Source organism: Pseudoalteromonas sp. PS1M3 (assembly GCF_016865405.1).
Taxonomy (GTDB): domain Bacteria; phylum Pseudomonadota; class Gammaproteobacteria; order Enterobacterales; family Alteromonadaceae; genus Pseudoalteromonas; species Pseudoalteromonas marina.
In genome coordinates, this window is sequence record NZ_AP022624.1 from 2,769,031 (window position 1) to 2,793,885 (window position 24,855).

General features: G+C 40.1%; 24 protein-coding genes. 15 read left to right on the forward strand and 9 right to left on the reverse strand.

The window, feature by feature from the left end; all coding sequences use genetic code 11:
• Window positions 1-81 precede the first annotated feature (81 nt).
• From PS1M3_RS12870 to PS1M3_RS12880, 3 genes are all read right to left on the reverse strand, one after another.
• Complete coding sequence (locus PS1M3_RS12870) at window positions 82-1,443, reverse strand: hypothetical protein (RefSeq protein ID WP_008128909.1); 1,362 nt, start codon at window positions 1,441-1,443, stop codon at window positions 82-84.
• 147 nt (window positions 1,444-1,590) lie between these two features.
• On the reverse strand, window positions 1,591-2,499 hold the full coding sequence (locus tag PS1M3_RS12875; protein ID WP_033025318.1) for a GGDEF domain-containing protein: 909 nt from the start codon (window positions 2,497-2,499) through the stop codon (window positions 1,591-1,593).
• Window positions 2,500-2,569: 70 nt separating this feature from the next.
• Entirely contained in the window at window positions 2,570-3,154 is a 585-nt protein-coding gene (locus PS1M3_RS12880) for a YqaA family protein (protein WP_203984696.1), read from the reverse strand.
• 197 nt (window positions 3,155-3,351) lie between these two features.
• On the opposite strand from PS1M3_RS12880, the gene PS1M3_RS12885 reads away from it, so the two are divergent.
• Complete coding sequence (locus PS1M3_RS12885) at window positions 3,352-4,587, forward strand: TMEM143 family protein (RefSeq protein ID WP_138740516.1); 1,236 nt, start codon at window positions 3,352-3,354, stop codon at window positions 4,585-4,587.
• Window positions 4,588-4,592: 5 nt separating this feature from the next.
• On the opposite strand, the gene PS1M3_RS12890 is transcribed toward PS1M3_RS12885, so the two are convergent.
• Window positions 4,593-5,420 carry an AraC family transcriptional regulator gene (locus tag PS1M3_RS12890; RefSeq protein ID WP_008128904.1) on the reverse strand — a complete coding sequence of 276 codons (828 nt, stop codon included), beginning with the start codon at window positions 5,418-5,420 and terminating at the stop codon, window positions 4,593-4,595.
• Window positions 5,421-5,532: 112 nt separating this feature from the next.
• Between PS1M3_RS12890 and PS1M3_RS12895 the strand changes: the two genes are divergently transcribed.
• Window positions 5,533-8,634 carry a beta-galactosidase gene (locus PS1M3_RS12895; protein ID WP_203984698.1) on the forward strand — a complete coding sequence of 1,034 codons (3,102 nt, stop codon included), beginning with the start codon at window positions 5,533-5,535 and terminating at the stop codon, window positions 8,632-8,634.
• A 71-nt stretch (window positions 8,635-8,705) separates the two neighbouring features.
• On the opposite strand, the gene PS1M3_RS12900 is transcribed toward PS1M3_RS12895, so the two are convergent.
• Complete coding sequence (locus PS1M3_RS12900) at window positions 8,706-9,851, reverse strand: iron-containing alcohol dehydrogenase (RefSeq protein WP_008128900.1); 1,146 nt, start codon at window positions 9,849-9,851, stop codon at window positions 8,706-8,708.
• Window positions 9,852-10,035: 184 nt separating this feature from the next.
• Between PS1M3_RS12900 and PS1M3_RS12905 the strand changes: the two genes are divergently transcribed.
• From PS1M3_RS12905 to PS1M3_RS20070, 6 genes are all read left to right on the forward strand, one after another.
• The gene (locus PS1M3_RS12905; RefSeq protein WP_008128897.1) at window positions 10,036-10,920 is read left to right on the forward strand and encodes an AraC family transcriptional regulator; all 885 of its coding nucleotides are present in this window, start codon (window positions 10,036-10,038) and stop codon (window positions 10,918-10,920) included.
• Between the two features lie 51 nt (window positions 10,921-10,971).
• On the forward strand, window positions 10,972-11,436 hold the full coding sequence (locus PS1M3_RS12910; RefSeq protein WP_239104453.1) for a hypothetical protein: 465 nt from the start codon (window positions 10,972-10,974) through the stop codon (window positions 11,434-11,436).
• 187 nt (window positions 11,437-11,623) lie between these two features.
• Window positions 11,624-13,168, forward strand: coding sequence for an IS21 family transposase (gene istA, locus PS1M3_RS12915; protein ID WP_024600838.1), 1,545 nt, complete (start codon window positions 11,624-11,626; stop codon window positions 13,166-13,168).
• A gap of 14 nt (window positions 13,169-13,182) precedes the next feature.
• Window positions 13,183-13,938 carry an IS21-like element helper ATPase IstB gene (gene istB, locus PS1M3_RS12920; protein WP_008108839.1) on the forward strand — a complete coding sequence of 252 codons (756 nt, stop codon included), beginning with the start codon at window positions 13,183-13,185 and terminating at the stop codon, window positions 13,936-13,938.
• Window positions 13,939-14,018: 80 nt separating this feature from the next.
• Entirely contained in the window at window positions 14,019-14,513 is a 495-nt protein-coding gene (locus PS1M3_RS20065; RefSeq protein WP_239104454.1) for a 7TM-DISM domain-containing protein, read from the forward strand.
• The gene (locus PS1M3_RS20070; RefSeq protein ID WP_239104455.1) at window positions 14,476-15,207 is read left to right on the forward strand and encodes a GGDEF domain-containing protein; all 732 of its coding nucleotides are present in this window, start codon (window positions 14,476-14,478) and stop codon (window positions 15,205-15,207) included. The genes PS1M3_RS20065 and PS1M3_RS20070 overlap by 38 nt, the downstream gene beginning before the upstream one ends.
• A gap of 52 nt (window positions 15,208-15,259) precedes the next feature.
• Here the strand turns inward: PS1M3_RS20070 and PS1M3_RS12930 are convergent, their stop codons facing one another.
• Window positions 15,260-15,679, reverse strand: coding sequence for a VOC family protein (locus tag PS1M3_RS12930; RefSeq protein WP_006791832.1), 420 nt, complete (start codon window positions 15,677-15,679; stop codon window positions 15,260-15,262).
• Window positions 15,680-15,874: 195 nt separating this feature from the next.
• Between PS1M3_RS12930 and PS1M3_RS12935 the strand changes: the two genes are divergently transcribed.
• The 3 genes from PS1M3_RS12935 (at window position 15,875) to PS1M3_RS12945 (ending at window position 18,938) form a co-directional block, all read left to right on the forward strand.
• The gene (locus PS1M3_RS12935) at window positions 15,875-16,249 is read left to right on the forward strand and encodes a hypothetical protein (RefSeq protein WP_008128891.1); all 375 of its coding nucleotides are present in this window, start codon (window positions 15,875-15,877) and stop codon (window positions 16,247-16,249) included.
• Window positions 16,240-16,617, forward strand: a complete 378-nt coding sequence (locus PS1M3_RS12940) for a hypothetical protein (protein ID WP_008128889.1) — start codon at window positions 16,240-16,242, stop codon at window positions 16,615-16,617. Before PS1M3_RS12935 ends, PS1M3_RS12940 begins: the two co-directional genes overlap by 10 nt.
• Before the next feature lie 131 nt (window positions 16,618-16,748).
• Window positions 16,749-18,938 (forward strand): fasciclin domain-containing protein, encoded by a 2,190-nt coding sequence (locus tag PS1M3_RS12945; protein WP_008128887.1) that lies wholly within the window; start codon window positions 16,749-16,751, stop codon window positions 18,936-18,938.
• A gap of 42 nt (window positions 18,939-18,980) precedes the next feature.
• Here PS1M3_RS12945 and PS1M3_RS12950 read toward each other — a convergent pair whose 3' ends face one another.
• Window positions 18,981-19,826 carry a sterol desaturase family protein gene (locus PS1M3_RS12950; protein WP_008128886.1) on the reverse strand — a complete coding sequence of 282 codons (846 nt, stop codon included), beginning with the start codon at window positions 19,824-19,826 and terminating at the stop codon, window positions 18,981-18,983.
• Window positions 19,816-20,268, reverse strand: coding sequence for an SRPBCC family protein (locus PS1M3_RS12955; RefSeq protein ID WP_033025315.1), 453 nt, complete (start codon window positions 20,266-20,268; stop codon window positions 19,816-19,818). Before PS1M3_RS12955 ends, PS1M3_RS12950 begins: the two co-directional genes overlap by 11 nt.
• A gap of 94 nt (window positions 20,269-20,362) precedes the next feature.
• Between PS1M3_RS12955 and PS1M3_RS12960 the strand changes: the two genes are divergently transcribed.
• From PS1M3_RS12960 to PS1M3_RS12975, 4 genes are all read left to right on the forward strand, one after another.
• Window positions 20,363-21,364 carry an AraC family transcriptional regulator gene (locus PS1M3_RS12960; RefSeq protein WP_203984708.1) on the forward strand — a complete coding sequence of 334 codons (1,002 nt, stop codon included), beginning with the start codon at window positions 20,363-20,365 and terminating at the stop codon, window positions 21,362-21,364.
• A 69-nt stretch (window positions 21,365-21,433) separates the two neighbouring features.
• Window positions 21,434-22,228: an ABC transporter substrate-binding protein gene (locus PS1M3_RS12965; RefSeq protein WP_008128880.1), complete on the forward strand. Its 795-nt coding sequence runs from the start codon at window positions 21,434-21,436 to the stop codon at window positions 22,226-22,228.
• 46 nt (window positions 22,229-22,274) lie between these two features.
• Entirely contained in the window at window positions 22,275-23,231 is a 957-nt protein-coding gene (locus PS1M3_RS12970) for an alpha/beta fold hydrolase (protein WP_033025313.1), read from the forward strand.
• A 104-nt stretch (window positions 23,232-23,335) separates the two neighbouring features.
• Entirely contained in the window at window positions 23,336-24,424 is a 1,089-nt protein-coding gene (locus PS1M3_RS12975; RefSeq protein WP_008128874.1) for a polysaccharide lyase family 7 protein, read from the forward strand.
• On the opposite strand, the gene PS1M3_RS12980 is transcribed toward PS1M3_RS12975, so the two are convergent.
• Window positions 24,414-24,818 carry an NUDIX hydrolase gene (locus PS1M3_RS12980; RefSeq protein WP_138740154.1) on the reverse strand — a complete coding sequence of 135 codons (405 nt, stop codon included), beginning with the start codon at window positions 24,816-24,818 and terminating at the stop codon, window positions 24,414-24,416. The two genes, PS1M3_RS12975 and PS1M3_RS12980, sit on opposite strands and share 11 nt — an antisense overlap.
• Window positions 24,819-24,855 lie beyond the last annotated feature (37 nt).

The window sequence follows — 24,855 nt, forward strand, 5'->3', positions numbered from 1 at the left end:
CTAATTATTACTAAGCCGTTAAATTTTGTTCAATAAAAAGCCTAAATACACTCTGTATTTAGGCTTTTAACTCTCATTTTATTATTCAACACTGTCTGTAATTGTGCGCTCTAAAGACATTTTATAACCCGTTGCTGTGGTTTCGTCATGCTCTAAAATTAATATGTAATTTCCCTCTTGAGTAAAATCCATATCACTTTGTTGAATAAGTACAATTTGCTGTCCGTTATCTTCATAAACTGCGTAAACTGTATAAATTTCGTTATCAACTACTTGCTCTTCTTGATCGTAGCGGTCTATGCCATCAACTACATTGCTGGTGTCGTCGACCGTTTCTCCATCAAGGGTAAAGTACACATCAATGTCGGTCACCGACTGCCCTGCGTAACTCTCAATAAGGTTAACAACCGATACGGTATGGCTATAACTGCTTGGTGTTAAATGCTCTTCTACACTCATCATTCGTAGGCCATTGTCGATATCGTTATAAAAAATGCCAACCGCGCTTTGTTCACGTTCAAGCGTCATTAAAAAGTTATCGGCTAGTTTATTACCTTGCTCATCAAACATCGCCACGCTGTAACTGTTTGGCGAAAGCTCTATGTAATCTGTATACGCATCGCTTGATACCGTATTTGTTGGGGTTTCTGTAGTACCACGCGTTACACTGAAGCTAACTGGTGAATAGTCATCAAGGGTATTAATAAAACGTAATTGCCCTAATGCAGATTGGTGTTTAAGTTCAGTAACATAGTTATTGTCGGTTACTACATCAAGCGTAATGCCGCTTAGCTCTGTGGCATAACTTGGGCGGATAATCGCTACGTAGCTTGCCTCATCATACAAATAAACCGATGACGACTCGTAAACTACATCACTACTGCCCGCGGGGGTAATAAAAATAGTGTAATATCCTTCATCTACACTTTGTAAGTCTAATTCACTTAAGTACTGCGCAGATGCAAACAATGTCGCGCTTTCAAATACGCCATCGTCTGTTGCAAGATAAATATCGTAGCTGGTGTCTTCACCCGTAATATTAAAAAAGCCAAGATTAAACTCACCCGTATCGCTACTAATAGGCACCGTTAACTCTGTAAAGGTGGGTTCAGCAAAATCACCACTCATGACAACTAATTGCGTTTTATCACCTTTAATTGAAATTTCTTGGTCGCTAATAGTAATGTAGCTATCGTTAGCGTCTAAATATTCAAAGCTAACATCAAATGTGCCAGTGCTGTAATTATGGCGGGTGGTGACTTCTGCAAAGTCGGCGCCTGAGCGCTCTGTTTCTTCAACAAACAAGCGCGTATAAGGGCTGTTGTATGAGCCATTATACATTTGAATATAACCTGTAGAGCTTGCGCTATCATCAGAGCCACAGCCAGATAAAACACCAAGTAAAGTAAGAGGTAAAGCAACTTTTAAAAGAGGGTTGGTCATCAAAGGGATTCCTTATTATTAATATCCCCTCTACGACCTTTACATTTTAATTTAATTTCATGCTTTACAAAGTATTACCTAAGCTGACACTTACTTACGAAAACGTAAAAAAGTGTAGTAAATGTGCAAACAATAAGGACCTGCTATTTACGGCTTTGTTGCGATTACGAATCGGTTGCGACCACTATTTTTAGCTTTGTATAAAGCTTGGTCTGCGCGTTTCATTACGCTGTCAAATGATTCATTTTTAAAACGTTTAGCTACCCCTATACTGGCACTAGTATAAAGCTCGTCGGTAACCTCAATAGTGCGAGCACTCGCTAACACCGACTCAGCAAACGCCTGCATTTGTTCTAAAGTGCAGTTTGGTAGGTAGCCTGCAAACTCCTCACCACCAATACGCGCAAAAATATTGCCGTCTTCAAACAGAGCGTCTATTTTACTAGCAAAAGCTTTAAGCACCTTGTCGCCCTTGTCGTGGCCGAAGGTATCGTTAATAGATTTAAAATGATCAATATCGATAATGATTACTGCATACGATTCGTCTGTCTCGTTTTCAACGTATTCGTAAAAACATCGGCGATTGTAAACTTGGGTAAGATCGTCAACTATAAATTCTTGGGCTAGTCTATTGTGCATTTTTTGCATAAATAACATAGTTTTAAATAAGCCATAAGCAGTAATAACAACCCCTACAGAAATACATAAGTCTTTTATGTACAACGTGACCCATTGTGGTTGAACAACAAGCTCGTCAAGCACATCGGCAGTCATTCCAACTATCCATAGCATTAATCCAATGGTGACATACTGGTATGCTTTTTTAGCTAATTTAGAACACTGCACAACCCAAAAAACCGTCATTATGACAATAAGATTTATGAACTCACTAGCAAAACCAGGTATGCTTTTTTTAGCACCTACCAGTGGGAAATAGGTGAAGTTGTAAATAGTGAAAACCACTATAAACACTAGCAGCGCAAACATAAGTAATTTGTTCAACCGCGTTATACGAGTAAAGCGGGTCAACTTAAGGCTGACAGTTTCAACATTCATCATATAAATAGATTACACTTGAGCTAATAAATCATCTTTAAGAATTATAACACAAGATAGAAATTTAGCCTTAAAGTAAGGTACTAATACCCCACCCCAGTAAAACTAAAATAGTTAAACTAATCATGGCTTTAACTTTATGTTTACTTATTATACGTTCAGCTTGGTTTCCTGCGTAATACACAACAATAGCAAGCCCAAAGTAACGAATTGAACGCGCAATTGCGCTGGCCAATAAAAATAACCCAAGATAGTACTTGGTAGCGCCCGCAGCAAGCATCGCTATTTGAAATGGGATGGGTACTATTCCTAAAGTAATAACAAACCAAAAACCTTGGTTGTGCATTTTTTGTTTAACATTTTCGAACTGTTCTGGGCTTGAAAAAGCGCTGATCACCCAATCGCCAACAGCATCAAATAAATAATAACCAAGGGCATAGCCAAATAATGCCCCCACAACACAACCCAGCGTTGCCATTAGTGCAATCAGCCACAGCTTTTCTCGCTGTGCCTGCATAAGTGGCACCATTACAGCCTCAAGTGGAATGGGAACAATAGTCGACTCTAAAAACGACGCAATCGTAATGCCGCTGAGCATATGCTTTGACTCTATAAAATTACGTGTTTTTTGCTTTAGCTTTTTTTGTAAAGCCATAAGTCGCTCCTGCTTATTACCCATTGCCCTGTATTTACGTACTTATATTGACATAGTTAAGTTAATACAACCTGAAACACGCTTTAAAAAGCAATAAACAATCACTTAGCAATAGCGTTAACAAAATAGCAATATTTATAAGAATATTTTATTATGTGCCCATGCAGTTAAATACCTACCAAAGCAGTTAAAAATTTATGCAAAATGCGCGTTTTATCCCCTTTCGTAAGCAAGATATTATTGAAATGTGTAGCAATGAACTTGAGAGTAATACACAAAAAACCTCGTTTAAACAGTTTTGTGACCTACTTGCTAGCCTTATTCATTATGATTATCACGAAACGCTTGAGTCGCTAAAAAATAACTATGCGCCCTTTGATCCTAATAGCGATACACGCTCTTTAGCGCCTGTATCGAGCGATCAAAAAGCGCAGTGCCAACGCGCATTTGCCAAAGACTTTGCTAAGGTTTTAAATGCCGCTAATTTTGAAGTCATTACCAACGAAGATTTACAAGATGCTTTAAATGAGGAGTCATTATTTAAAGTACGTCTTGAGGTAGAGTTTGACGACTTTGAAGAAGTTGTTTTTTATCGCCGTGGCGAATCACAACTTACTGAAACAATAACCAGCTTTTGGGGCCTACGTAAAAAGCCGCTGCACTTTACCAATTACGACCGCGTTGCGGTGTTTATTCGTTTTAAAGATAAAGCCTACTTTGAGGCTAAGAATAAAGCGCCTTTAGGGTTTGAGCCAAGCTCGACCATAGTTAAGCTATTTCAAAATGTACCCAAAGCCGATCTTGAAATGCTATTTCCTAATAGCGAAGTACGCATGCGCCCTATTGATAAAGTGATTATTGGCTCATCGGCTTTAATTGGCGGTGCTGTTGTTTTAATTACAAAGCTTGGCGCATCAATTTTATTATTATTTGCTTTGTTTGCTTTTTGGGGTGGCTTTAGAAGTGAAGCCGTAGAAATGACCCAGCAACACTTTATTACCTTTGCTATTGGCATGGGAGTATTTGGCAGCTTTATTTTTAAAGAGTGGAGTAAATTTAAAAACCGTAAAATTAAATTTATGAAAGCCCTAAGCGATAACCTTTACTTTAAAAACCTCGATAACAACGCCGGTGTTTTTCATACTCTTATCGACGCCGCCGAAGAAGAAGACATAAAAGAAGCCCTGCTGGCCTATACATTTTTACTAAAATCAAAAAGTGGCCTAAGCGCACAAATGCTTGATGAGCAAATAGAGGTATGGTTTAAATCAAAGTATAAATGCGAACTCGACTTTGAAATTAGCGATGCGCTTGAAAAGCTCACTCGAATGCGTTTAGTAACCTGCACTAACAATGTGTATAGCGCAATAAATTTAGATCATGCCAAAACCATTTTGGATGAGCGCTGGGATAACCTGTTTCAATATAATTAAAATATTTAAAACGACTTATTTCTAAAATCAGTAGGTGATACACCCACTGATTTTTTAAACCGTTTTGAAAAATTAAATATATTAGGGTATCCCACATAAGCGGCAATATGGGCAACAGGCCAGCGAGTATTTAGTAACAAGTTTTTAGCCCGTTTAATTCGTAAATAAATCAGCTGCTGCATAGGACTTTTACCAAATTGCGCTTGGCATAACCTATGTAAATGCGGTGCTGAGTAATGTACTTGTTCGCACATGGCGTCGATTGTCCAATCAAACTGCAGGCGCTCTTCTACCTCTAAAAACAAACTAGTTAACCGGTTGTGCCCGCCTATTTGCGGCTCGCTTTGCAACGTAGTGTTTAAGTAGTGACTTAAAATAGGCATAACGCCTTCACGTAAAGTAGCGTTACTTTCGCTGTATAAAAACTCCATTGCAAAGTGCAGCGGCTGTAATTTTTGATCATAAAGTACCAGCGCCTCAACTAAGTTTAAGTGTTTCCAACGATTAGTATTTGCAAGGTTTAACCAAATAACATCCCAATGCGCAGCATCAATTTTAACTTCAAAGCCTTGCTTGGCAGGTAACACAATGAGCGTATTCGCTGTCAATGTATATTGGTTATGTTCTGTAACCAACTTTCCTTGACCTGATAACGTATAAAACAGTGTGTGCTCCAAAGGCGATGAGCGCGCAACACAATATCGCCCAGATAAGTTAGAGCACCCAGCTAGCGTAAGTTCCAAATCTGAGGCTTGTGCTAAAGCCGCTACGTCAATAAACCGCTCTATACAAGTAGGGCCAATATCGAGTACATCTAAAATGGTGTTGCGCATAATTTAAAATGATAGTTTTGGATAAATAAAAGAGAGCTTTAAGCATAACCGCAACACATTATTTTAGCTATATTTAAGCCACTATAATTGCCACACATGCAATAGGACACTAATGAACTCACTACAGCACATAATTAACCGCCGCGATTGGGAAAACCCTATTTCGATGCAAGTTAATCAAGTAAAAGCACACAGCCCACTTAATGGTTTTAAAAGCGTTGACCATGCCCGTACAAACACGCAATCACAAAAACAAAGTTTAAACGGCCTGTGGGATTTTAAATTATTTGATAAACCCGAAGCGGTTGATGAGTCATTACTAAGTGAGGCACTCGCCAGCGACTGGCAAAGTATTCCTGTGCCTTCTAACTGGCAACTACATGGCTTTGATAAACCTATTTACTGCAACGTTAAATACCCATTTGCCGTAAACCCGCCATTTGTACCAAGCGATAACCCAACAGGTTGCTACCGCACAGAGTTTACTATTACGGCGGAGCAATTAGCTCAGCGAAACCATATTATTTTTGAAGGCGTAAACTCGGCGTTTCACCTTTGGTGTAACGGACAATGGGTGGGCTACTCGCAAGATAGCCGCTTACCCAGCGAATTTGATTTAAGCGAGCTGTTAGTGGCTGGCACCAACCGCATTGCGGTTATGGTTATTCGCTGGAGCGATGGCAGTTACTTAGAAGATCAAGACATGTGGTGGCTAAGCGGTATATTCCGCGATGTTAATTTACTTACTAAACCGCAACACCAAATACGCGATGTATTTATAACCCCAGATTTAGACGCCTGCTACCGCGATGCCACTTTGCATATAAAAACCGCAATAGATGCGCCAAATAACTACCAAGTAGCAGTACAGGTTTTTGATGGTGAACAGGCACTGTGTGAGCCACAAATACAAAGCACTAACAATAAACGCGTTGATGAAAAAGGCGGCTGGAGCGATGTTGTTTTTCAAACAATTGATATACAAAGCCCTAAAAAATGGACCGCCGAAACCCCAACCTTATACCGCTGTGTTGTAAGCCTGCTAGATGAGCAAGGCATTTCAGTAGACGTAGAAGCCTACAACATTGGCTTTAGAAAAGTAGAAATGCTCAACGGGCAGCTTTGCTTAAACGGCAAACCGCTGCTTATTCGCGGTGTTAACCGCCACGAACACCACCCTGAAAATGGCCACACAGTAAGCACCGCCGACATGATTGAAGATATTAAGCTAATGAAGCAAAATAACTTTAATGCAGTACGTACCGCTCACTACCCTAACCACCCTCGTTTTTACGAGCTGTGTGACGAGCTAGGTTTATACGTAGTAGACGAAGCCAATATAGAAACTCACGGCATGTTCCCAATGGGTAGGCTTGCAAGCGATCCGCAGTGGGCTGGCGCATTTATGTCGCGCTATACGCAAATGGTTGAGCGCGATAAAAACCACGCCTCTATTATTATTTGGTCATTGGGTAACGAATGCGGGCACGGTGCCAACCACGATGCGATGTACGGTTGGTCAAAAAGCTTTGATCCATCGCGCCCAGTGCAATACGAAGGTGGCGGCGCAAATACTACCGCTACCGACATTATTTGCCCAATGTATGCCCGTGTCGATAGCGACTTGAAAGACGATGCTGTACCTAAATATTCTATTAAAAAATGGTTAAGCCTACCAGGCGAAACGCGTCCACTTATTTTATGTGAATACGCCCATGCAATGGGTAACAGCCTAGGTAGCTTTGATGATTACTGGCAAGCATTTAGAGAATACCCTCGCCTGCAAGGCGGCTTTATTTGGGATTGGGTAGACCAAGGTTTATCTAAAACTGATGAAAACGGTAAGCACTACTGGGCTTACGGTGGCGATTTTGATGATGAACTAAACGACCGCCAATTTTGTATAAACGGCTTATTATTTCCAGATCGCACACCGCATCCAAGCCTGTTTGAAGCTAAATACAGCCAGCAACATTTACAATTTACACTGCGTGAGCAAACTAAAAACCAATACACCGTTGATGTATTTAGCGATTATGTATTTAGGGCAACCGATAACGAAAAACTGGTTTGGCAGTTAATAGAAAATGGCCAATGTGTAGAGCAAGGCGAGCAAGTTATTAATATTGCTCCGCAAAGCACGCAAACGCTAACTATTAATACAAAAACGGTGTTTAAAGCAGGTGCGCAATATCACCTTAATTTAGATGTAGCACTAATTAACGACTCAAGCTTTGCAACTGCCGAGCATGTATTAAACACCGAGCAATTTAAGCTTATAAATTGCCAAAGTTTAAGCGCTGATGCATTTTCACCTGCTTTAGCAAACGCCTCAGCACATGGCACTGTAAATATTAGTGAAACCGACACACAGCTTAGTATTGAAGGCGGCACCTTTAAACTTGTGTTTAATAGCCAATCAGGCCTTATTGAGCAATGGCTACACAATCAAACCCAAGTTATTAAAAGCCCATTGCTTGATAATTTTTACCGCGCCCCGCTTGATAACGACATAGGCGTAAGCGAAGTAGACAACCTAGACCCTAATGCATGGGAAGCACGCTGGTTAAGAGCGGGTATTGGGCAGTGGCAGCGTACATGTCGCTCGTTTGAAGTAGTGCAATCAAAAGTAGATATACGTATTAAATGTGTATTTAGTTATGAATTTAATGGCGCAGTACAAGCAAAAACAACTTGGCTTTATACACTTAATAATACCGGTGAAATTAGCTTAAATGTTGATGTACAACTAAACGATACTTTGCCACCTATGCCACGCATAGGGTTAAGTACAACGCTTAATAAACAAAGCGATACACAAATAAATTGGCTTGGTTTAGGCCCATTTGAAAACTACCCAGATCGCAAAGCGGCTGCGCGTTTAGGTTATTACAGCGCGCAACTTAATGAGCTGCATACACCGTATATATTTCCAACCGATAACGGCGTGCGTAGTGATTGCCAATTACTTAGCGTTAATAATTTAACCGTAACCGGTACATTTTTATTTGCCGCCAGTGAATACTCTCAAAGCATGCTTACACAAGCAAAGCACACCAATGAGCTAGTAGCTGATGATTGCTTACATGTACATATTGACCATCAACATATGGGGGTTGGCGGCGATGACTCGTGGAGCCCAAGTACCCATAAAGAGTATTTACTAGAGCAAAAACAGTACAGTTATTCACTTACCTTTTCTGCTAAAGACTAAAGATTTTTAGTATAAAAAAAGCCGCTAACATAAAAGTTAGCGGCTTTTAGTTTTATAATACTTATAAGTGCTTAAGCAACTGCTTGCTCTAAAATTTCGCGGCTTTCTTTTAGCGTAATTGCTTGGTTTTCACCAAGTGCTAGCATGCCATGCGCTTCAAGTTTACCAATAATATTGTCAATAGCGGCGGCTTTGTCATCGCCATGTTCAGTAAGCACAGTGGCTACATCTAAGCTGTGGTAAAACGCCTCAATTGCTTGAATTGTTTGCTCTGCTAAATCATCAGATTGCGCTAGGCCAAATACGTTTTTACCCATTTGCTCTAGCTTCGCTTTCTTAACGTCAAACTGGTTACGTAGCAAAGAAGGCTGAACAATAGCAAGTGAACGTGCATGGTCAACACCGTAAGCGGCTGTAAGCTCGTGCCCAATCATGTGTGTTGCCCAATCTTGTGAAACGCCTGAACCAATTAAACCATTAAGTGCTTGGTTTGCAGCCCACATTAAGTTTGCACGCCATGCATCGTCTTGGTTTTCAAAGTTATCGCCCAGCGTTTTAAGCGTTCTTAAAAGTGCCTCTGCATAACCTTCTTGTACTAACGCATTTTGTGGGAAAGTTAAGTATTGTTCACAGGTATGTACCCACGCATCAACTAACCCGTTTACAAGTTGGCGCTGCGGTAATGTTTTCATTACATCTGGGTCCATAATCGCAAATTTAGGCAGTACTTCAGGTGATGCAAACGGTAGTTTTTGTTGTGTCGCTTCTTTACTAACAACCGAGTTCTGATTTGATTCAGAGCCCGTTGCAGGTAACGTAAGTACAGCCCCCAGAGGTAGAGCTTTTGTGATTTTGTATTTACCCGTTAATATATCCCAGCCTTCACCGTCGTATAATGCGGCCGCTGCAACATATTTAACGCCATCAATTACAGAGCCGCCGCCTACACCTAATACAAAGTCGATATCTTGTTCTTTACAAATGTTTACGGCTTGATCTAGTACCTCAACAGTTGGATTTGCACCAACGCCCGAAAACTCGACCCAATCAAAACCTTCAAGTGCGGCAACAACTTGGTCGTACACGCCATTTTTTTTAATAGAACCACCGCCGTAAACGACTAATACTTTTTGATCTTTTGCGATCAAATCAGTTAGTGATGCAATTTGCTGTTGGCCGAACTGAATAAGTGTTGGATTTACGTAGCTAAATTTCATTATTTTGCTCCTAGGTGACGGTTAAATACTAAGTAGAGTACTTAGTTACTCACTAAACTAAATTTCAATGAGTGCATATTAGTGGCAAAACAAACATTAAAAAAGCCTAATAAATGCCTAAAGCTTGCCTAATACTGCCAATGTTGTTATTTTACGCAAAATTTGTACGACACAAGGTTTTTTAATGCCCACTATAGCCAGTATGTTGCAGCAATACGCCGAACAAAATGATTTGCTCAACTTTGAAGGCGTAACGAAAACGATTATTCCCGGTGTTTATTTTCATCGTGCGAGTAAAAGCTCACCTCGTCAGCCACTCATTTATAACTCTGGTATTATTTTAGTTGGTCAAGGGCATAAAATTATTCATTTTCCTGATCATCAAATAAAATATGGTGCAGGCGACTACCTTGTTTTGGGTGTCCCCGTCCCCCTTGAGTGCGAAGCCTTTACTGATAATGGCCTACCGGTAATGGGCGTAGTAATAGATATAAACCCAGTAACATTGCATAAGTTAGTAAACCAAATGGGCGAATATACCCCGTTTACTTCTGGGCAAATGAGCGGTGTACAATCAGCAAAAATAGATGGTGCTATGGAGCAAGTAACTCATCGTTTATTAAGCGCACTTAATAACCCTTTAGAGGCCGAAATTTTTGGGCAAGACATAATAAAAGAGCTGGTATACCGTGTACTTTGTGGCCCTCAGGGTCATACCTTAATTGGCCTTGCTATGCACGATGGGCACTACGCCCGAATAGCACGAACGCTTTCTACTATGCATAAAAGCTATGCAGATCAAATTACGGTTGAAGGCTTGGCTGAAGAGGTAAATATGAGTGTGTCGTCGTTTCATCGTGCCTTTAAACAAGTGACCTTTGAATCGCCATTGCAATACTTAAAAAAGGTACGTTTAGCAAAAGCAAAAGAACTCATTACAAACAACGGTAGTAAAGCAAATGAGGCCGCATTAAAGGTAGGTTACACCAGCCCCTCGCAGTTTAGCCGTGAGTTTAAGCGCCACTTTAATAAAACGCCAAGCGAGGTCGTACCTCAATTAAATAGCTAAATGAGTGGGCTCTGCTAATATAAAATTATGTAGTATTTTTATCTTGCGCCTATGGCTTACAAAAAGTTTAATGCACTTTTTCTACCTAACACTCTTAAAACGCAACTAAAAAGGTATTTGCTGTTAGGTCTTATTTTTGTTTTTTCTAATCTTTTATTTAATAAGTCTGCATTTGCAAATCAACATTGTGAAATTAACCAAATTAGTCCACAAATCACTTCAGTAAACACATTAAATAAACAAACGCCTTTAAGACTAAAAATTCAATCTGGCAGAGTTCAATACGCTGTAAATTGCCAGTTACAGCAAGCTGGTGTTCTTAGCTTTAACCGCTCTACCCTTGAGCGCTTTGAGTGGCGTCAAAACGATGAAATACACAACCCAATTAGATACAACAAACCAGCTTATTTTATCGACTCAGGTGCAACAACCGCCCTATTAACTTTGTATTCTCCAGTCGAGTTTCGCCCGGTATTTAAGTGGCAACCAATGCCTGCATATTCCGGAGCATCGTGAACAGTGATTCCGGCCCATCGTGAACACCCGTTCTGGTTTTAGCGTGAACGCTCATTCCGGTTTTATCGTGAACACTTTTGACTGATTTTCCGGAATCGGTGTTCACACCAAACCAGTACAATTTCAACGCATTGATTATTAATTACTTTGTTAAGCTATTTCCTTTTTGTATTACTGAGGAAGGGATATGGCGACTAAGAGGATCACAATGCGTAAAATTCGAGAAGTGTTGAGGCTACATTTTGCTGCCCAACTCAGTGTCAGAAAAATAAGTGCCAGCACTAAGATCAGTGTCGGTGGTATTCAAAAACTACTCACTAAAGCCAGAGCTTTATCGTTAAGTTGGCCACTGCCCGACGAGCTTGATGATTCTGTGCTTGCTAGTCAGTTCTATCCTCGCGCCGACACTCGGCCATCCCAGCGATTTGAAGTGCCAGATTGGCCAGCCATTCGAAAAGAATTAACGGGCAAAGGCGTCACCAAGAACTTACTCTGGGAAGAATATACTCAGCAATATCCGAATCGTTGTTACAGCTATTCTCAGTTCTGCGATCGCTATATGACCTGGCTTAAAAAGCAAAAACGTTCGATGCGACAAGTGCATAAAGCAGGAGAAAAACTCTTTGTCGATTATGCGGGTCAAACGATGCCCATTGTTTGTAATGCGACGGGTGAAGTGAAGTTCGCCCAGATATTCGTGGCGGTGATGGGCGCATCAAATTATACATTTTGTGAAGCAACCTGGAGCCAAAGTCTACCCGACTGGATCGGCAGTCACGTGCGAGCATTTGAATTTATCGGCGGTATACCTGACATGGTTATCCCCGATAATTTACGCAGTGGTGTCAGTAAAGCGTGTCGCTACGACCCTGATGTTAACCCGAGTTATCAGCAATTGGCCGCGCATTATGGCACCGTGATTGTGCCTGCTCGTCCCAGAAAACCACAAGATAAAGCCAAGGCCGAAGTGGGCGTGCAAATCATTGAACGCTGGATACTCGCCAAGTTACGACACCAAACCTTTTTCTCATTAGCTGAGCTAAACCATTGCATCAAAGCCTTACTGCTTGAGGTCAATAATAAGCCCTTTAAGCAACTGAGTGGGACACGACAATCATGGTTCGAGTCAATCGACAAACCCGCCCTCGCGCCTATGCCCAAACTAGCTTATCAATTCACGGATATTAAACACGTCAAAGTGAATATTGATTATCACGTTCAGTATGATAACCATCTTTACTCGGTACCCCATCACTTGGTGGGTGAAAAGCTTGAACTTCATGCCAAAGACAACTTGATTGAGGCTTATTTCAAGCATAAACGCATCACCAGTCACCCGAGAAAATATCATCCGGGCATGACCACCACATCCGAGCACATGCCTGTAAAGCATGAGAAGCATCATAAATGGTCACCAGGGCGTTTAATGAATTGGGCGAAAGATATTGGAGATGACGTTTTGCTCTGGGTGAAAGCACAATTGGCACAGAAACAACATGAAGAACAAGCGTATCGTGTGTGCTTAGGCTTACTCAACCTATCAAGAAGCTATCCCGCCGATCGGCTCAATAACGCCTGTGCGATAGCCAATCAATACAGTTTATATCGGTTAAAACATATCAAAGACATACTCAGTAGCAACCAAGATAAATTGCCGCGAACGCAAGAAGAGCCGTCGACGTTATTGCCACAATCCCATGAAAATATCCGTGGTCCTAAAAGCTTCCATTAAGGTAAGGAAATTCTATGTTAGAACAAACGATAACTCAGCTTCGTCAACTCAAACTCAGTGGTATGGCCAACGCCTTAGTGAGCCAAATGGAACAACCAAGTACTTATGAAGGGTTGTCCTTCGATGAGCGACTACAACTGCTAGCAGACAGTGAAGCCCAAGACCGAGAGAGCCGAAAACAACAACGCTTACTTAAAGCGGCAAAACTTAAATTAGCCGCTAACGCCAGAGACATAGATTATCATCACCCGCGAGGTCTCAATCAATCGATGATGGCATCGCTACTGCAATGTGATTGGCTGAATAAATCACAAAACTTACTGATCACAGGCCCTTGCGGTAGCGGTAAAACCTATATCACTTGTGCGCTTGCGCATACAGGATGCATGAAAGGCTACAGCGTTAAATATTACCGACTCTCAAGGTTGATGCTTGCGCTGACACAAGCCAAAGCAGATGGCACTTACAGTCGAATGTTACAGTCACTCGCTAAGATCGACTTACTCGTTTTAGATGATTGGGGGCTTGAGCCACTTAAAGCGGCACAACGAAATGACTTAATGGAGATCATGGATGATAGGCACGGCAGTTCATCAACCGCCATCATCAGTCAATTACCCACCGAAGAATGGCATCAATCCATCGGCGATAATACCTTAGCCGATGCCATTTTAGATCGACTAATGCACAATGCTCATCGGATAAAATTAAAGGGGGAGTCTATGAGAAAAATTCAATCTAAAATTGACCATCGTGAACACTTAGGTTAAAAATGTCATGAACCCAATGCGTGGAATTTAAGTGTTCACGATAAAACCGGAATCGGTGTTCACCATCACCGGAATACGCAATGCCTGTATTTATACAAAAAAGCCAACAACAAAACCTAATTTTAGGGCTGTTTTACGGCTTGTGTATCACCCTTATATTGTATGTATTAATTATGGGGAGCCGCCTTAACGACGATACATTTAAGCTCTACAGCTTATACATTTTTTGTATTGGTGGCTTTATTCTTATGCAAGAAGGGCAGCTGTATTTATTTTTAACCTCGCAGCACAGTAGCAGTTTATTTAACATATACCTTTTATTTATTGGCCTATGTGTTCTAAGCGCGACATGGTTTATTTGCGCTCTTTTACAAATCAAAACAAGCTGGCCAAAAGTAGATACTGCCTTAAAGTGTTTTGCTGCAGTTGTCATGTTATTTAGCGTTTTACAAATACTGTTTAAAACCCCTCAAGTATGGGCTCTTTTAAGTAAAGCTACAGGCTATGTAACGCTTTGTATTGTAGGGTGTTTTTTTTGTGCTTTCTGCTTTGCAAGCACGCAAAGGCATTCGTGAAGCAACACTGGTGTTTATTGCTCTAAGCTTTGTATTTGTCAGTATGGTTTTTAGAATATTATTAATAGACGAAAGTCCATTTATGCGTCGCTACGGGTTAATTATAGCTTTTGCTGTAGAGTCGTTTTTACTCGCTGTGGCGGTTTCAAGGCGTATTAGTCGGATGAGGATTGCAAAAAAACGCGCCGAAACCGAAGCCGATTATGATCACCTTTGCGGTATTTTAAACCGTAGGGGGTGGTGTAAAAAATCGGCAGATTTAATAGAGCATCATATAAAAAGTGGCGGTGTGCTCTGTTTAATTTATATAGATTTAGATGACTTTAAACAAATAAATGACAATCACGGTCACGCCGTTGGAGACCAAGCACTGTGTAAAGTTGCTCACCACTTAAAAGCTATTGTGCGCAGTAACGATGCCATAGGGCGTTTAGGAGGTGATGAATTTGTAGTGCTAGCGCACTTTTATACTAAGGCTCAGGTAAGTCCAAAAGTTCATTTTTTAAAAACTGAATTAGCCAAACTCTTTATTGATCATAATACTGAACAATTAGCCATAAAAGCGAGTGTTGGTAGTGCTGTATTTAGTGACCCACCTAGAAATATTGATGACCTTTTAAAAGCTGGCGATGCTGCTATGTACCATGAAAAGCTAAAAAGAAAAGCAACACCGCTTACGTTAGTCGATTTATAAAATCGTCAAATTTTTCACATAAAAAAACCACTAAAAGTGGCTTTTATAAAAGTTATACTTTTTTAAATAAAACCTCGGGGTTAACCATGGTTTTCATTTCGAGCACATTGCCATTAGTATCTTCGATAAAAAATGTTTCTTGCTCAAATTCATCGCCAATGAATCGACGATATGGCTTATCTAGGTATTCTAAGCCAGCATCTTCTATACGTTTTTTTAAATTGTTAAATTCATCTTCAGATAAGTGAATGCCAAAATGAGGAACCGCCACCGCCCCCATATCTACATCATGGCGAACAGTAGGTAATCGTTCAACGCTTTGGTGTAATGTAAGTTCGTTACCCCAAAAGTCGATGTCGACCCAACGACCCTCTTCACTATTACCGGTTTTACAACCGAGTACGTCACAATAAAATGTTTTAGCTACTTCTAAGTCGCCGGCCGGAATTGCCAAATGCAAACAATTAGACATAAATTACCTTTGGTTATTTCTTAATCTTTAATAAGTTTTCTATATTATACATAAATTGTAATTTACATTACACAAAACACTTTTTTTGAGCATATTTAAACCTTACGGTAGCTTTATTTGATTTTTTTAACTATTCACTCGCAATAGTAAGCACTGCTTTTAAACATTCCCGAGTTACTTTAAACTAATTGCCCTATGCTTAAATTCTTCCTCGTAAAATTCATCGCTTTTTTTATTGGCTGCTTACTGTGCTTTGTATTGCACTCTGTATTTAATATACCTGCAGTTATTGCTGCATCCTCAGTAGGGCTTGCGGGCTCATTTATTCCTTTTTCTCAGTTATTTAAAAACCACCCGAGCGCTGCTATCTATGCAGGGAGTTTTGCAGGCATGTGCTCATCGAGTTTAATTAGCAGCTACTGGGAACTGGGGTTTATTTCACTTATAGGCGCATTTTTGTATGTACTTACTTTAAATTTATTTTCTGGCTTTGGGGGGAAATTAGGAAGTATTGCATTTGTAAGCGTTGCTGTATTTGCTCTAGCTAAAGGTTCTTTTTTATGGCAATAGAATACCCTGCCATTGCATTTTGCGGCGCTTTACTAACATTTTTATTTGCCAAACATAAGCCTTTTAGCCCTGTTAGCGCCTCTTCCAGCTTATCTATAATTGCTTACTATTTTTTTTATTATTTTAACTTACAACCCGAGCTTTATAGTGCCATTTTTTTTGGTGGTACGTTTATTGGTATGAGTGCGCCAAAGCGTTTTGGTGTGTATACAATAACCAGTGCAGCAATGATTTTTGCGATCTTCTTTGAATATTTAGTTCCTAAAATTAATAATTATGGCGGAGCACTGGGTATTAGTGCTTTTTTATCTGTATGTGCTTGTCATATATTTATTTTATTTGGGGCGCCACGTAGTAAAAAGCGATAAATAGTTTAATCCCTAACAAACTCCACAGATGCAAACGTTCAAAAAACACCCAAAAAAACCTGATCCATTGTAAAAAAACGCCCGTAACGTTACGAGATTGTTAATTACATCTCACACAGAAGGATCAGGTCATGAACAAATTACTGAAGGTATGCCTCATTACATTTCCCTTGTTGCTAGCACAAGGGTGTAATGACGATGATGACGATAACACCCCTGTACAAGTTGAGCCCGAATCATCTTCAACCATTGTTGATGTAGCAAGAGACGCGGGTAACTTTACCACTTTAGTTGCAGCATTAGAGGCAACAGGTTTAGACGATACTCTTGCCGACACTAGCCAAGAATTTACTGTTTTCGCTCCTACCGATGATGCCTTTTCGCTACTTGGCGAAGACACAATAAACGGATTGCTAGCAGATACAGATACACTTAGTTCAATACTTACTTATCACGTAGTTTCAGGTAGCGTTAACGCTGAAGCAGCAATTGGTCTTGCTGGTACAACGGTTGACACTGTAAACGGCGGCAAAGTCGCTTTATCGTTAAATGGCGATAGCTTGTTAATAAACACAAGCACAGTAACCATGACTGACATTGCAACTGACAATGGCATCATTCATGTAATTGATGCAGTACTTATGCCTATCGCCACTGCTGAAGCAGCACCAACTACCAATATCGTCGAAACAGCACAACAGGCAGGTGGATTCACCACGTTACTTGCTGCATTAGACGCTGCGGGTTTAACAGCAGCATTAAGCGACGAATCAGCACAGTTCACTGTTTTTGCACCCACCGACGCGGCCTTTGAAGCCGTTGGTAGCAAAATGATCAATACGCTTTTAGCAAACCCAGATGTACTTGGCGACATTTTAAAGCAACATGTTTTGACTGGCGCGGTTGATTCGGTAACTGCTATGTCATTAAATGGTCAATCTGCAGAAACGCTGCTAGGCAACGCTCTTCCAATTACAATTAATGCCGAAACAGACATGCTAATGTTTGGCGGTGCCAATATTGTGGTTAAAGACATTGCTACAACTAACGGGGTGATTCATGTAATCGATTCAGTTATTGTGGCTGATGTAACACTGCCAGAAAGCTTTGGTACAATTGCTGATGTTGCCAGCGATAATGGTAACTTTACAACACTGATTGCCGCACTAGGTGCTACAGGGTTAGACACTTTAGTTGCTGATCCTACCAATACATTTACAGTATTTGCTCCTACCGATGACGCTTTTGCAGCGCTTGGCCAAGACACTATTGATGCACTACTTGCAGACACTGATACACTTCGTGATATTTTACTTTACCATGTAGTTGCTGATGCAAGCGTTTTATCTGACGCAGCAGTCACCATTGCAAATAGCGAAAATAATAAAGTGGAAATGGCAAATGGCGATATGGCCGCCCTATCATACGTAGACAGCGCACTGTTTATCAACGACTCTGCCGTCACTACGGCAAATGTAACAGCCGATAATGGTGTAATTCATGTACTCAATAAGGTTATTATGCCACCAGCCGAAGTAGGCACACCTACCAAAACAATTGCTACTGTTGCAACAGAAACAGACGCACTTTCAACATTAGTGACAGCCTTACAAGCTGCTAACTTAGTTGATACGTTTAATGATACGACAAAATCGTTCACCGTATTTGCTCCAACAAACGCCGCATTTAATAAAATCCCAACGGATACCTTAAACGCGCTACTCGCTGATACAGATGCATTAACCGGCGTATTAACGCAGCACGTTTTAGGTGCTCAAGTAGGTAGTACAGATGCGTTTGCAACAAACGGTAAAATGGTCACTACGCTTGCTGAAAACATGATAAGTGTAAACATTGTCGACTTTACTAGTACCACCAATGCTGCAACAGACAGTGTTGCATACGATGCAGACAACGCACGCTTAGTAACAGGCATGGCTGATAGCACTGCGGGTAAAACGCTTTACGTTTTTGACAACGACTTAGGTGAGTCAATGAGCGTATGTGAAGATACATGTGCTACAACGTGGCCACCAGTGCTGGGCACAGCGGACTCTATTGAAAACATACCGGGTTTATCACTTATTGCTCGTGCAGATAGCACTATGCAGGTTGCATATCTAGGTCGTCCATTATACACCTACTCAGGCGATACTGCTCCTGGCGATGAAAATGGCCAAGGTGTAGGCAATGTTTGGTGGCAAGTAAGCTTACCTGCAACTTCATTGCAAGTTGCAGGTAGTAACGTAACAACTACCGACATATACACTAGCAATGGCGTGGTTCACTTGATTGATACAGTCATTACTACTGCACAATAGTTTCTTTCCTGAGACAACAAAGTTAAGAGTGGATAACCACTCTTAACTTTTATAACTCACGTCATTATCATTGTTTTTCTGCGAACTAGTTGGGTAGCCAAATAAAATACTTAGCTTAGCTTTAAACCCTTTTGCTGTATAAGTTTGTTTAATTAAATGCCACCATTGATGAAATGTAATTGTGACTGGATTATTACTATTTAACTGCCCCACAATGCCATACTTACATGGCTTATTAGAGTCTTCTTCAACAAATGTACCAAACAACTTATCCCAGATTATAAGTACGCCTGCAAAATTTTTATCCAAGTATTCTCGGTTTATAGCGTGATGAACACGATGATGCGACGGCGTATTGAATACGCTTTCAAACCACCCAAGTTTTTTAACTATTTGTGTATGCACAAAAAACTGATATGCCAAGTTTAACGCAACAACTGTAAGTACCGTTATAGGATCAAAGCCGACTAAAATCATAGGTAACCAAAATACCCACATACCTGCTAAGGGATACATTAAGCTTTGCCTAAATGCCGTTGTAAAATTCATTTTTGTAGAGCTATGATGCACAACATGTGCAGCCCATAACCAATGAATGTTATGCGACGCCCTATGAAACCAATAATACAAAAAGTCTTGAAATATAAAGGCAAACAAAACAGTAAATACCGAGAGCTCTATATCGAACACGCGGTATTCATATAACCAATTAAATAATGGCATCAGTAATATTAAAGAAACCGCATCAGCACCTTGGTGCAATAACGCCAAGGCCGTATTCGCCATGCTGTCTTTTATATCGTAAAAACGCCTGTATTTAATAAATTCAACACTAACAAATACTAAAAAAATGGGACTAAGTGCAAGTAAAATTACTTCAATGGTCATATTGTGCCCTCTTAAAATAATGCTGTAATCTTTTAAGTGCTTGCGATATATCATGTTTAACAAGTAACTTTATTAAGCTATCCGGCATCCACCATGGTGGCCTAAAGGCGATACAATACCTAAGCGCTGTAGCTGTATTACCTTCATACTCAATGGGAGTTAAATATATGTCTCCTTGATGATTCTCCACCGGCTTATCACCCATTATGCGGTAACAAATATGATTACTGCTGGCGTGTATAATTTGTTCATTAAAAGCAACAAGCGGCGTTTTAACTTGCCTTATGGCACCTGCCCCACCTTTCATTTCACCTTTATTGTGGGGTTTTAATTGTGAAAATTGAGCATTAAAAAAACGCCCTAAATAGGCATGTTCCAGCAATACAGCCGCCACCTTCTCAGGCGGAGCAAATAAAGTGCATTTTAAATTTATAGAAACCATAAGTGACCAATACTTAAAATAAGGCCTCTAGCATAATAAAATTTAACGTGGCAAACTTGCTCATACGCGATCATTTTTTAGCTTTAGGCGACAAATGCAAACCATTGCCGATCATTACTTTTCTAGTATTCTTGATTATTTACAAAGCCAAGGTTTAAATAATCAAGATGCTCTAAAGGCAATTAATTTTACTGAATTTAGTAATCGCACAAAACAACAACTATCACCACGCATAAGCCTAAAAAGCTATAACGCCTTGCTTAATTATGCTCAAAATACACTTAAAGATCCTTTATTTGGCTTTAGACTAGGTCAGCATATTCGTACGGCTGACTATGGCGTTTTGGGATATTTAGTCGAGTCAAGTAACGGATTAGGCAACGCTATACAAGCGCTTTTAAATTACGACCGCTTAGTGGCCAATATAGGTCAAGCACAATTTGAGCAACAAAAAAGCCAGGCAACTATCCGCTGGTTTCCCCATGCTAAATGTAATGAACAAGTAGTATTAAGAAATATGACAGCTTGGGTGAGTGTTGTACGCCAATTACTCAATAACGAATTATCACCGACACAAGTTAGCTTTCAATATCACTTTACTCAAGCGCAAATAAATACGCTAGCAACATGGTTTAATTGCCCAATTTTAACCAATGCAAAACACAACGAAATTTGTTTTCCGAGTAGCTATTTAAACCTGAACTTTAAAACTGATAACGCTGCTATTTATTTAGCACTAAAGCAAGTATCTGATCAGCAATTAAGTCATTTTACTAACCAGCAAAATATAACTGAAAATGTCAGCCAAATTTTAATGGCAAAGCTCGATTTACAAAACTGTACGTTAATACGCACTGCAAATGCCCTAAGTATGACACCACGCACCTTGCAACGGCACTTAAAATTGCACGGTACAACGTTTGCCCTCATGCTTGAAAACGAGCGAAAGCGACGTATTAACGAACTGCCTAATAAACCTAATTTAGCACAGCTAGCATTGCTACTCGGATTTAAAGATCAAAGCTCTTTTAATCGTGCTTTTAAACGCTGGTATTCGTGCAGCCCACTAGAATACTTTAAAACGAAGAAGGGGTAATTTTACTTTGATTTACTTTTATTAAACATTTAAGTTTATATTTCAGACAATATTATTTAAACTCAACCAATGTTGGCTAAAAAAGACTTTTTTATGTACCTGCGTGTTGTAATTAGCGCCTTTGTATTTATGTTTTGTACTGCGGTAAATGCAATGAGTACAGTAAACTTTATTGCCGAAGATTTGCACCCTTATCACTTTAAAAACGAGAATGGCCAAGCCGATGGCGCACTTGTTGATATAGCCAAAGCCGTTTTAAAAATCACACCATTAAACGCTAAATTTGAAATAATGCCCATGGCGCGCGCATTTCACGAGCTTGAAAGTAATCCAAACACTATTTTACTTTCTTTATTAAAAACTCCTACGCGCACAAATAACTTTAAATGGTTAGGCAGTGTTTATTTTACCGACGCTTACGTGGTTAGCTTAAAAAGCAATAAAGCACAAGCCACACACTTAAACCACACTAAGTTTTATAAAATAGGCACTATTCGCGGGTACTCAAGTGCTAAGTATTTAAAGCAAATGGGCTTTAAAGAAGACAAAAATTTAGTATTGGTGAGCTACTACCAGCAACTTTGGCAAATGCTTTACAAAAAACGTATCGACTTTGCCTTAATGAATACACTCACATTAGAAAACGAGTTAAAAATGTCGGGCTTAGATCCAAACCTTATCACCAAGCGCATTCACTTAGATGACTTTCCTTCAATGCTTTATTTTGCCAGTAATAAAATGCTTGAAGAAAGTACAGCCAACGCCATATCGCAAGCACTTGTAATAATTAAGCAAAACGGTGAGTACGAAGCAATTTTAAACAAATGGAAACTTCCGCTTCCTACCACTGCCAATAAACTGTAATAAATACGCACTACAATTTTAGTAAAGCTGATAACCTAACTTGGCTATGCGAACAATTAAAACACCGCACGGTATAACGCTTAACTATCAAGATGAAGGCAATAAACACTCTCCTACCGTTATTCTAATAATGGGTTTGGGTGCTCAGATGACCGTATGGCCAGATTCACTATACTATGGTTTGGTTAACAATGGCTTTAGAGTTATCCGTTTTGATAACCGTGATAGCGGACTGTCGACTCATTTGGATCATTACCCCTCTCCTAGTTTAATGAAATCTTGGCTGAGTAAGCGCCTTCCCATACAAAGCCGAACTCCTTATTTGCTCGACGATATGGCAAACGATGTATTGGCGCTTATGAGCGCCCTTAAAATTAAAAAAGCCCATTTTGTTGGCGCATCCATGGGTGGAATGATTGCCCAGCTAATTGCGGCGCAACATAAAAAAAAGGTACTGAGCTTAACCGCTATTATGTCAAGTTCAAGCTTGCCAAGGCTGAGTGCCAAAAGCATTGGCGTATTTATTAAGCTTGCCAAATTAAAACCAAAAACACCAAGCCGTGATGAAGCAATTAATTACAACATTAAACTAAACCAACTAATTGGCAGCCCAGCTTACCCACAAACAGAAGCCGCCCTTCGGCTTCATGCAACACAAATAGTTGAGCGTTCAAACAACCCTAATGGCTACAAACGCCAGCTCATTGCAATGGCTGCCAGTAAAGATAGGCAACATTTAATTCGAAAAATTAAAACACCTACATTGGTCATTCATGGTAGTCATGATGTAGTCATTAGTGTGGATGAAGGTAAAAAAACGGCCATGCTAATAAAAAAGGCAAAACTAAAAATAGTGCCTGGTATGGGTCATAATTTTGCACCAGAGCTCATGCCAAAAATGACAAAATGGCTCACAAAGCATATTAAAAAGGCACAACGTAAATACATTAAAAAAAAGCTTAAAAACCACATTGGTATAACCAAATATAAAAGTAAAAAATAAAAAACACAGCAATTGGTAATGTTGATATTTTAAATTGGTATGTTAGATTAACGTTAATCAAGGTCGATATTGTCCTTCATTAACATCATCACACAGAGACAACAATGAAAAACCTAACATCTACTTTTAAACTCACAGCACTGGCTGCTGTTACTCCGTTGCTGTTTATGGGCTGCGCAAATACAAGCACACCTATTGATAGCAATACACCTGTTCCTGCATCAAAGTTTGATTTATCACAATGGAAAATAAACGTACCTGTTGATTTAAACAACGACGGTAAAATAGACACAATTGATGTTGAAGAAATTCAAACTTACGCGCACCCTGATTTTTTCTACCTTGATGATCAAGGTTATATGGTATTTACCTCGCCAAATAAAGCGCTTACCAGCGCCAATTCTACTAATACCCGCAGTGAACTAAGACAAATGATCCGCGGCACCAATACCAAAATAAAAACTAAAAATTCAAAGAATAACTTTGCCCTAGCTGTACACCCTCTATCGGAGCGCTTTGGCTCGGTAGGCGGAAAAATGGAAGCCACGCTAAAGGTGGATCATGTCGCGCTTCGCGCTAACGATCCTAATAAAAAAGCCGCTTATTCTGTGGTGGTAGGGCAAATTCACGCAGGTAAAGATCAAGCCCTAATAGATACAAAACTGGGTTTTGGCTGGGGTAACGAACCACTTAAAATTTATTACAAAAAATGGCCCGGCCATAAAATGGGCTCCGTTTTTTGGAACTACGAACGTAACTTACCAAAAACAGATCCTAACCGAACTGATATTACATACCCAGTATGGGGAAACACGTGGGAAAACCCTAATGATCCGGGTGTTGAAGGTATAGCGCTTGGTGAAGATTTTAGCTATACCGTAAACGTACATGGTAATGTAATGCACCTTACCTTTAGCGCAAAAGGCAAAGAGGATGTTAACTACTCAATTAACTTAGGAAACAATGTTGATGCCTACGGCAAAGTGGACGACAAAGATCACCCGCATGGTTATGCTGCCGATTGGCATTATTTCAAGGCTGGTGCTTATAACCAATGTAGTACTAAATCGTCTAAAGGTATTTGGTACCCTGGCTGTTTAGGCACAGGCGAGTGGGCACTCGACAAACAAAACGGTGACTACGCTCAAGTGAGCTTTAAAAAGTTAATATTAAGCCCATCAACTAAGCCGTAAGTGTTGCTGTAGTTAAATAGTTTTTAAGTGATGTAAACAGTGGTGAAGGTAAGTTATTAATATCGCACCAGCGCCACTGTATACATTTATTTGGCTCGTTTAGCACAGGCTCACCACCATCGTAATCAGCTTTTACGTACAAAGTAATGTAGTGTTTGTTTTCAGCACTAAAAATATCGTTAGTAAAATCAAGCTTAGTTATTTGACTAACATTCAGCCCTGTTTCCTCAAATACCTCGCGTATTGCACACTGCTCAACGCTTTCGCCAAATTCTAAATGTCCACCCGGCGTTGCCCATGTATTTGCACCATGCGCACCAATTCGCTCACCTAATAAAATAGTGTTTTGTCGCATAATAATTACGGCAACACCCACTCTAACGTCGTTACTCATACAATTAATTCCTTACAAATATTAGGCCATGCTGAGC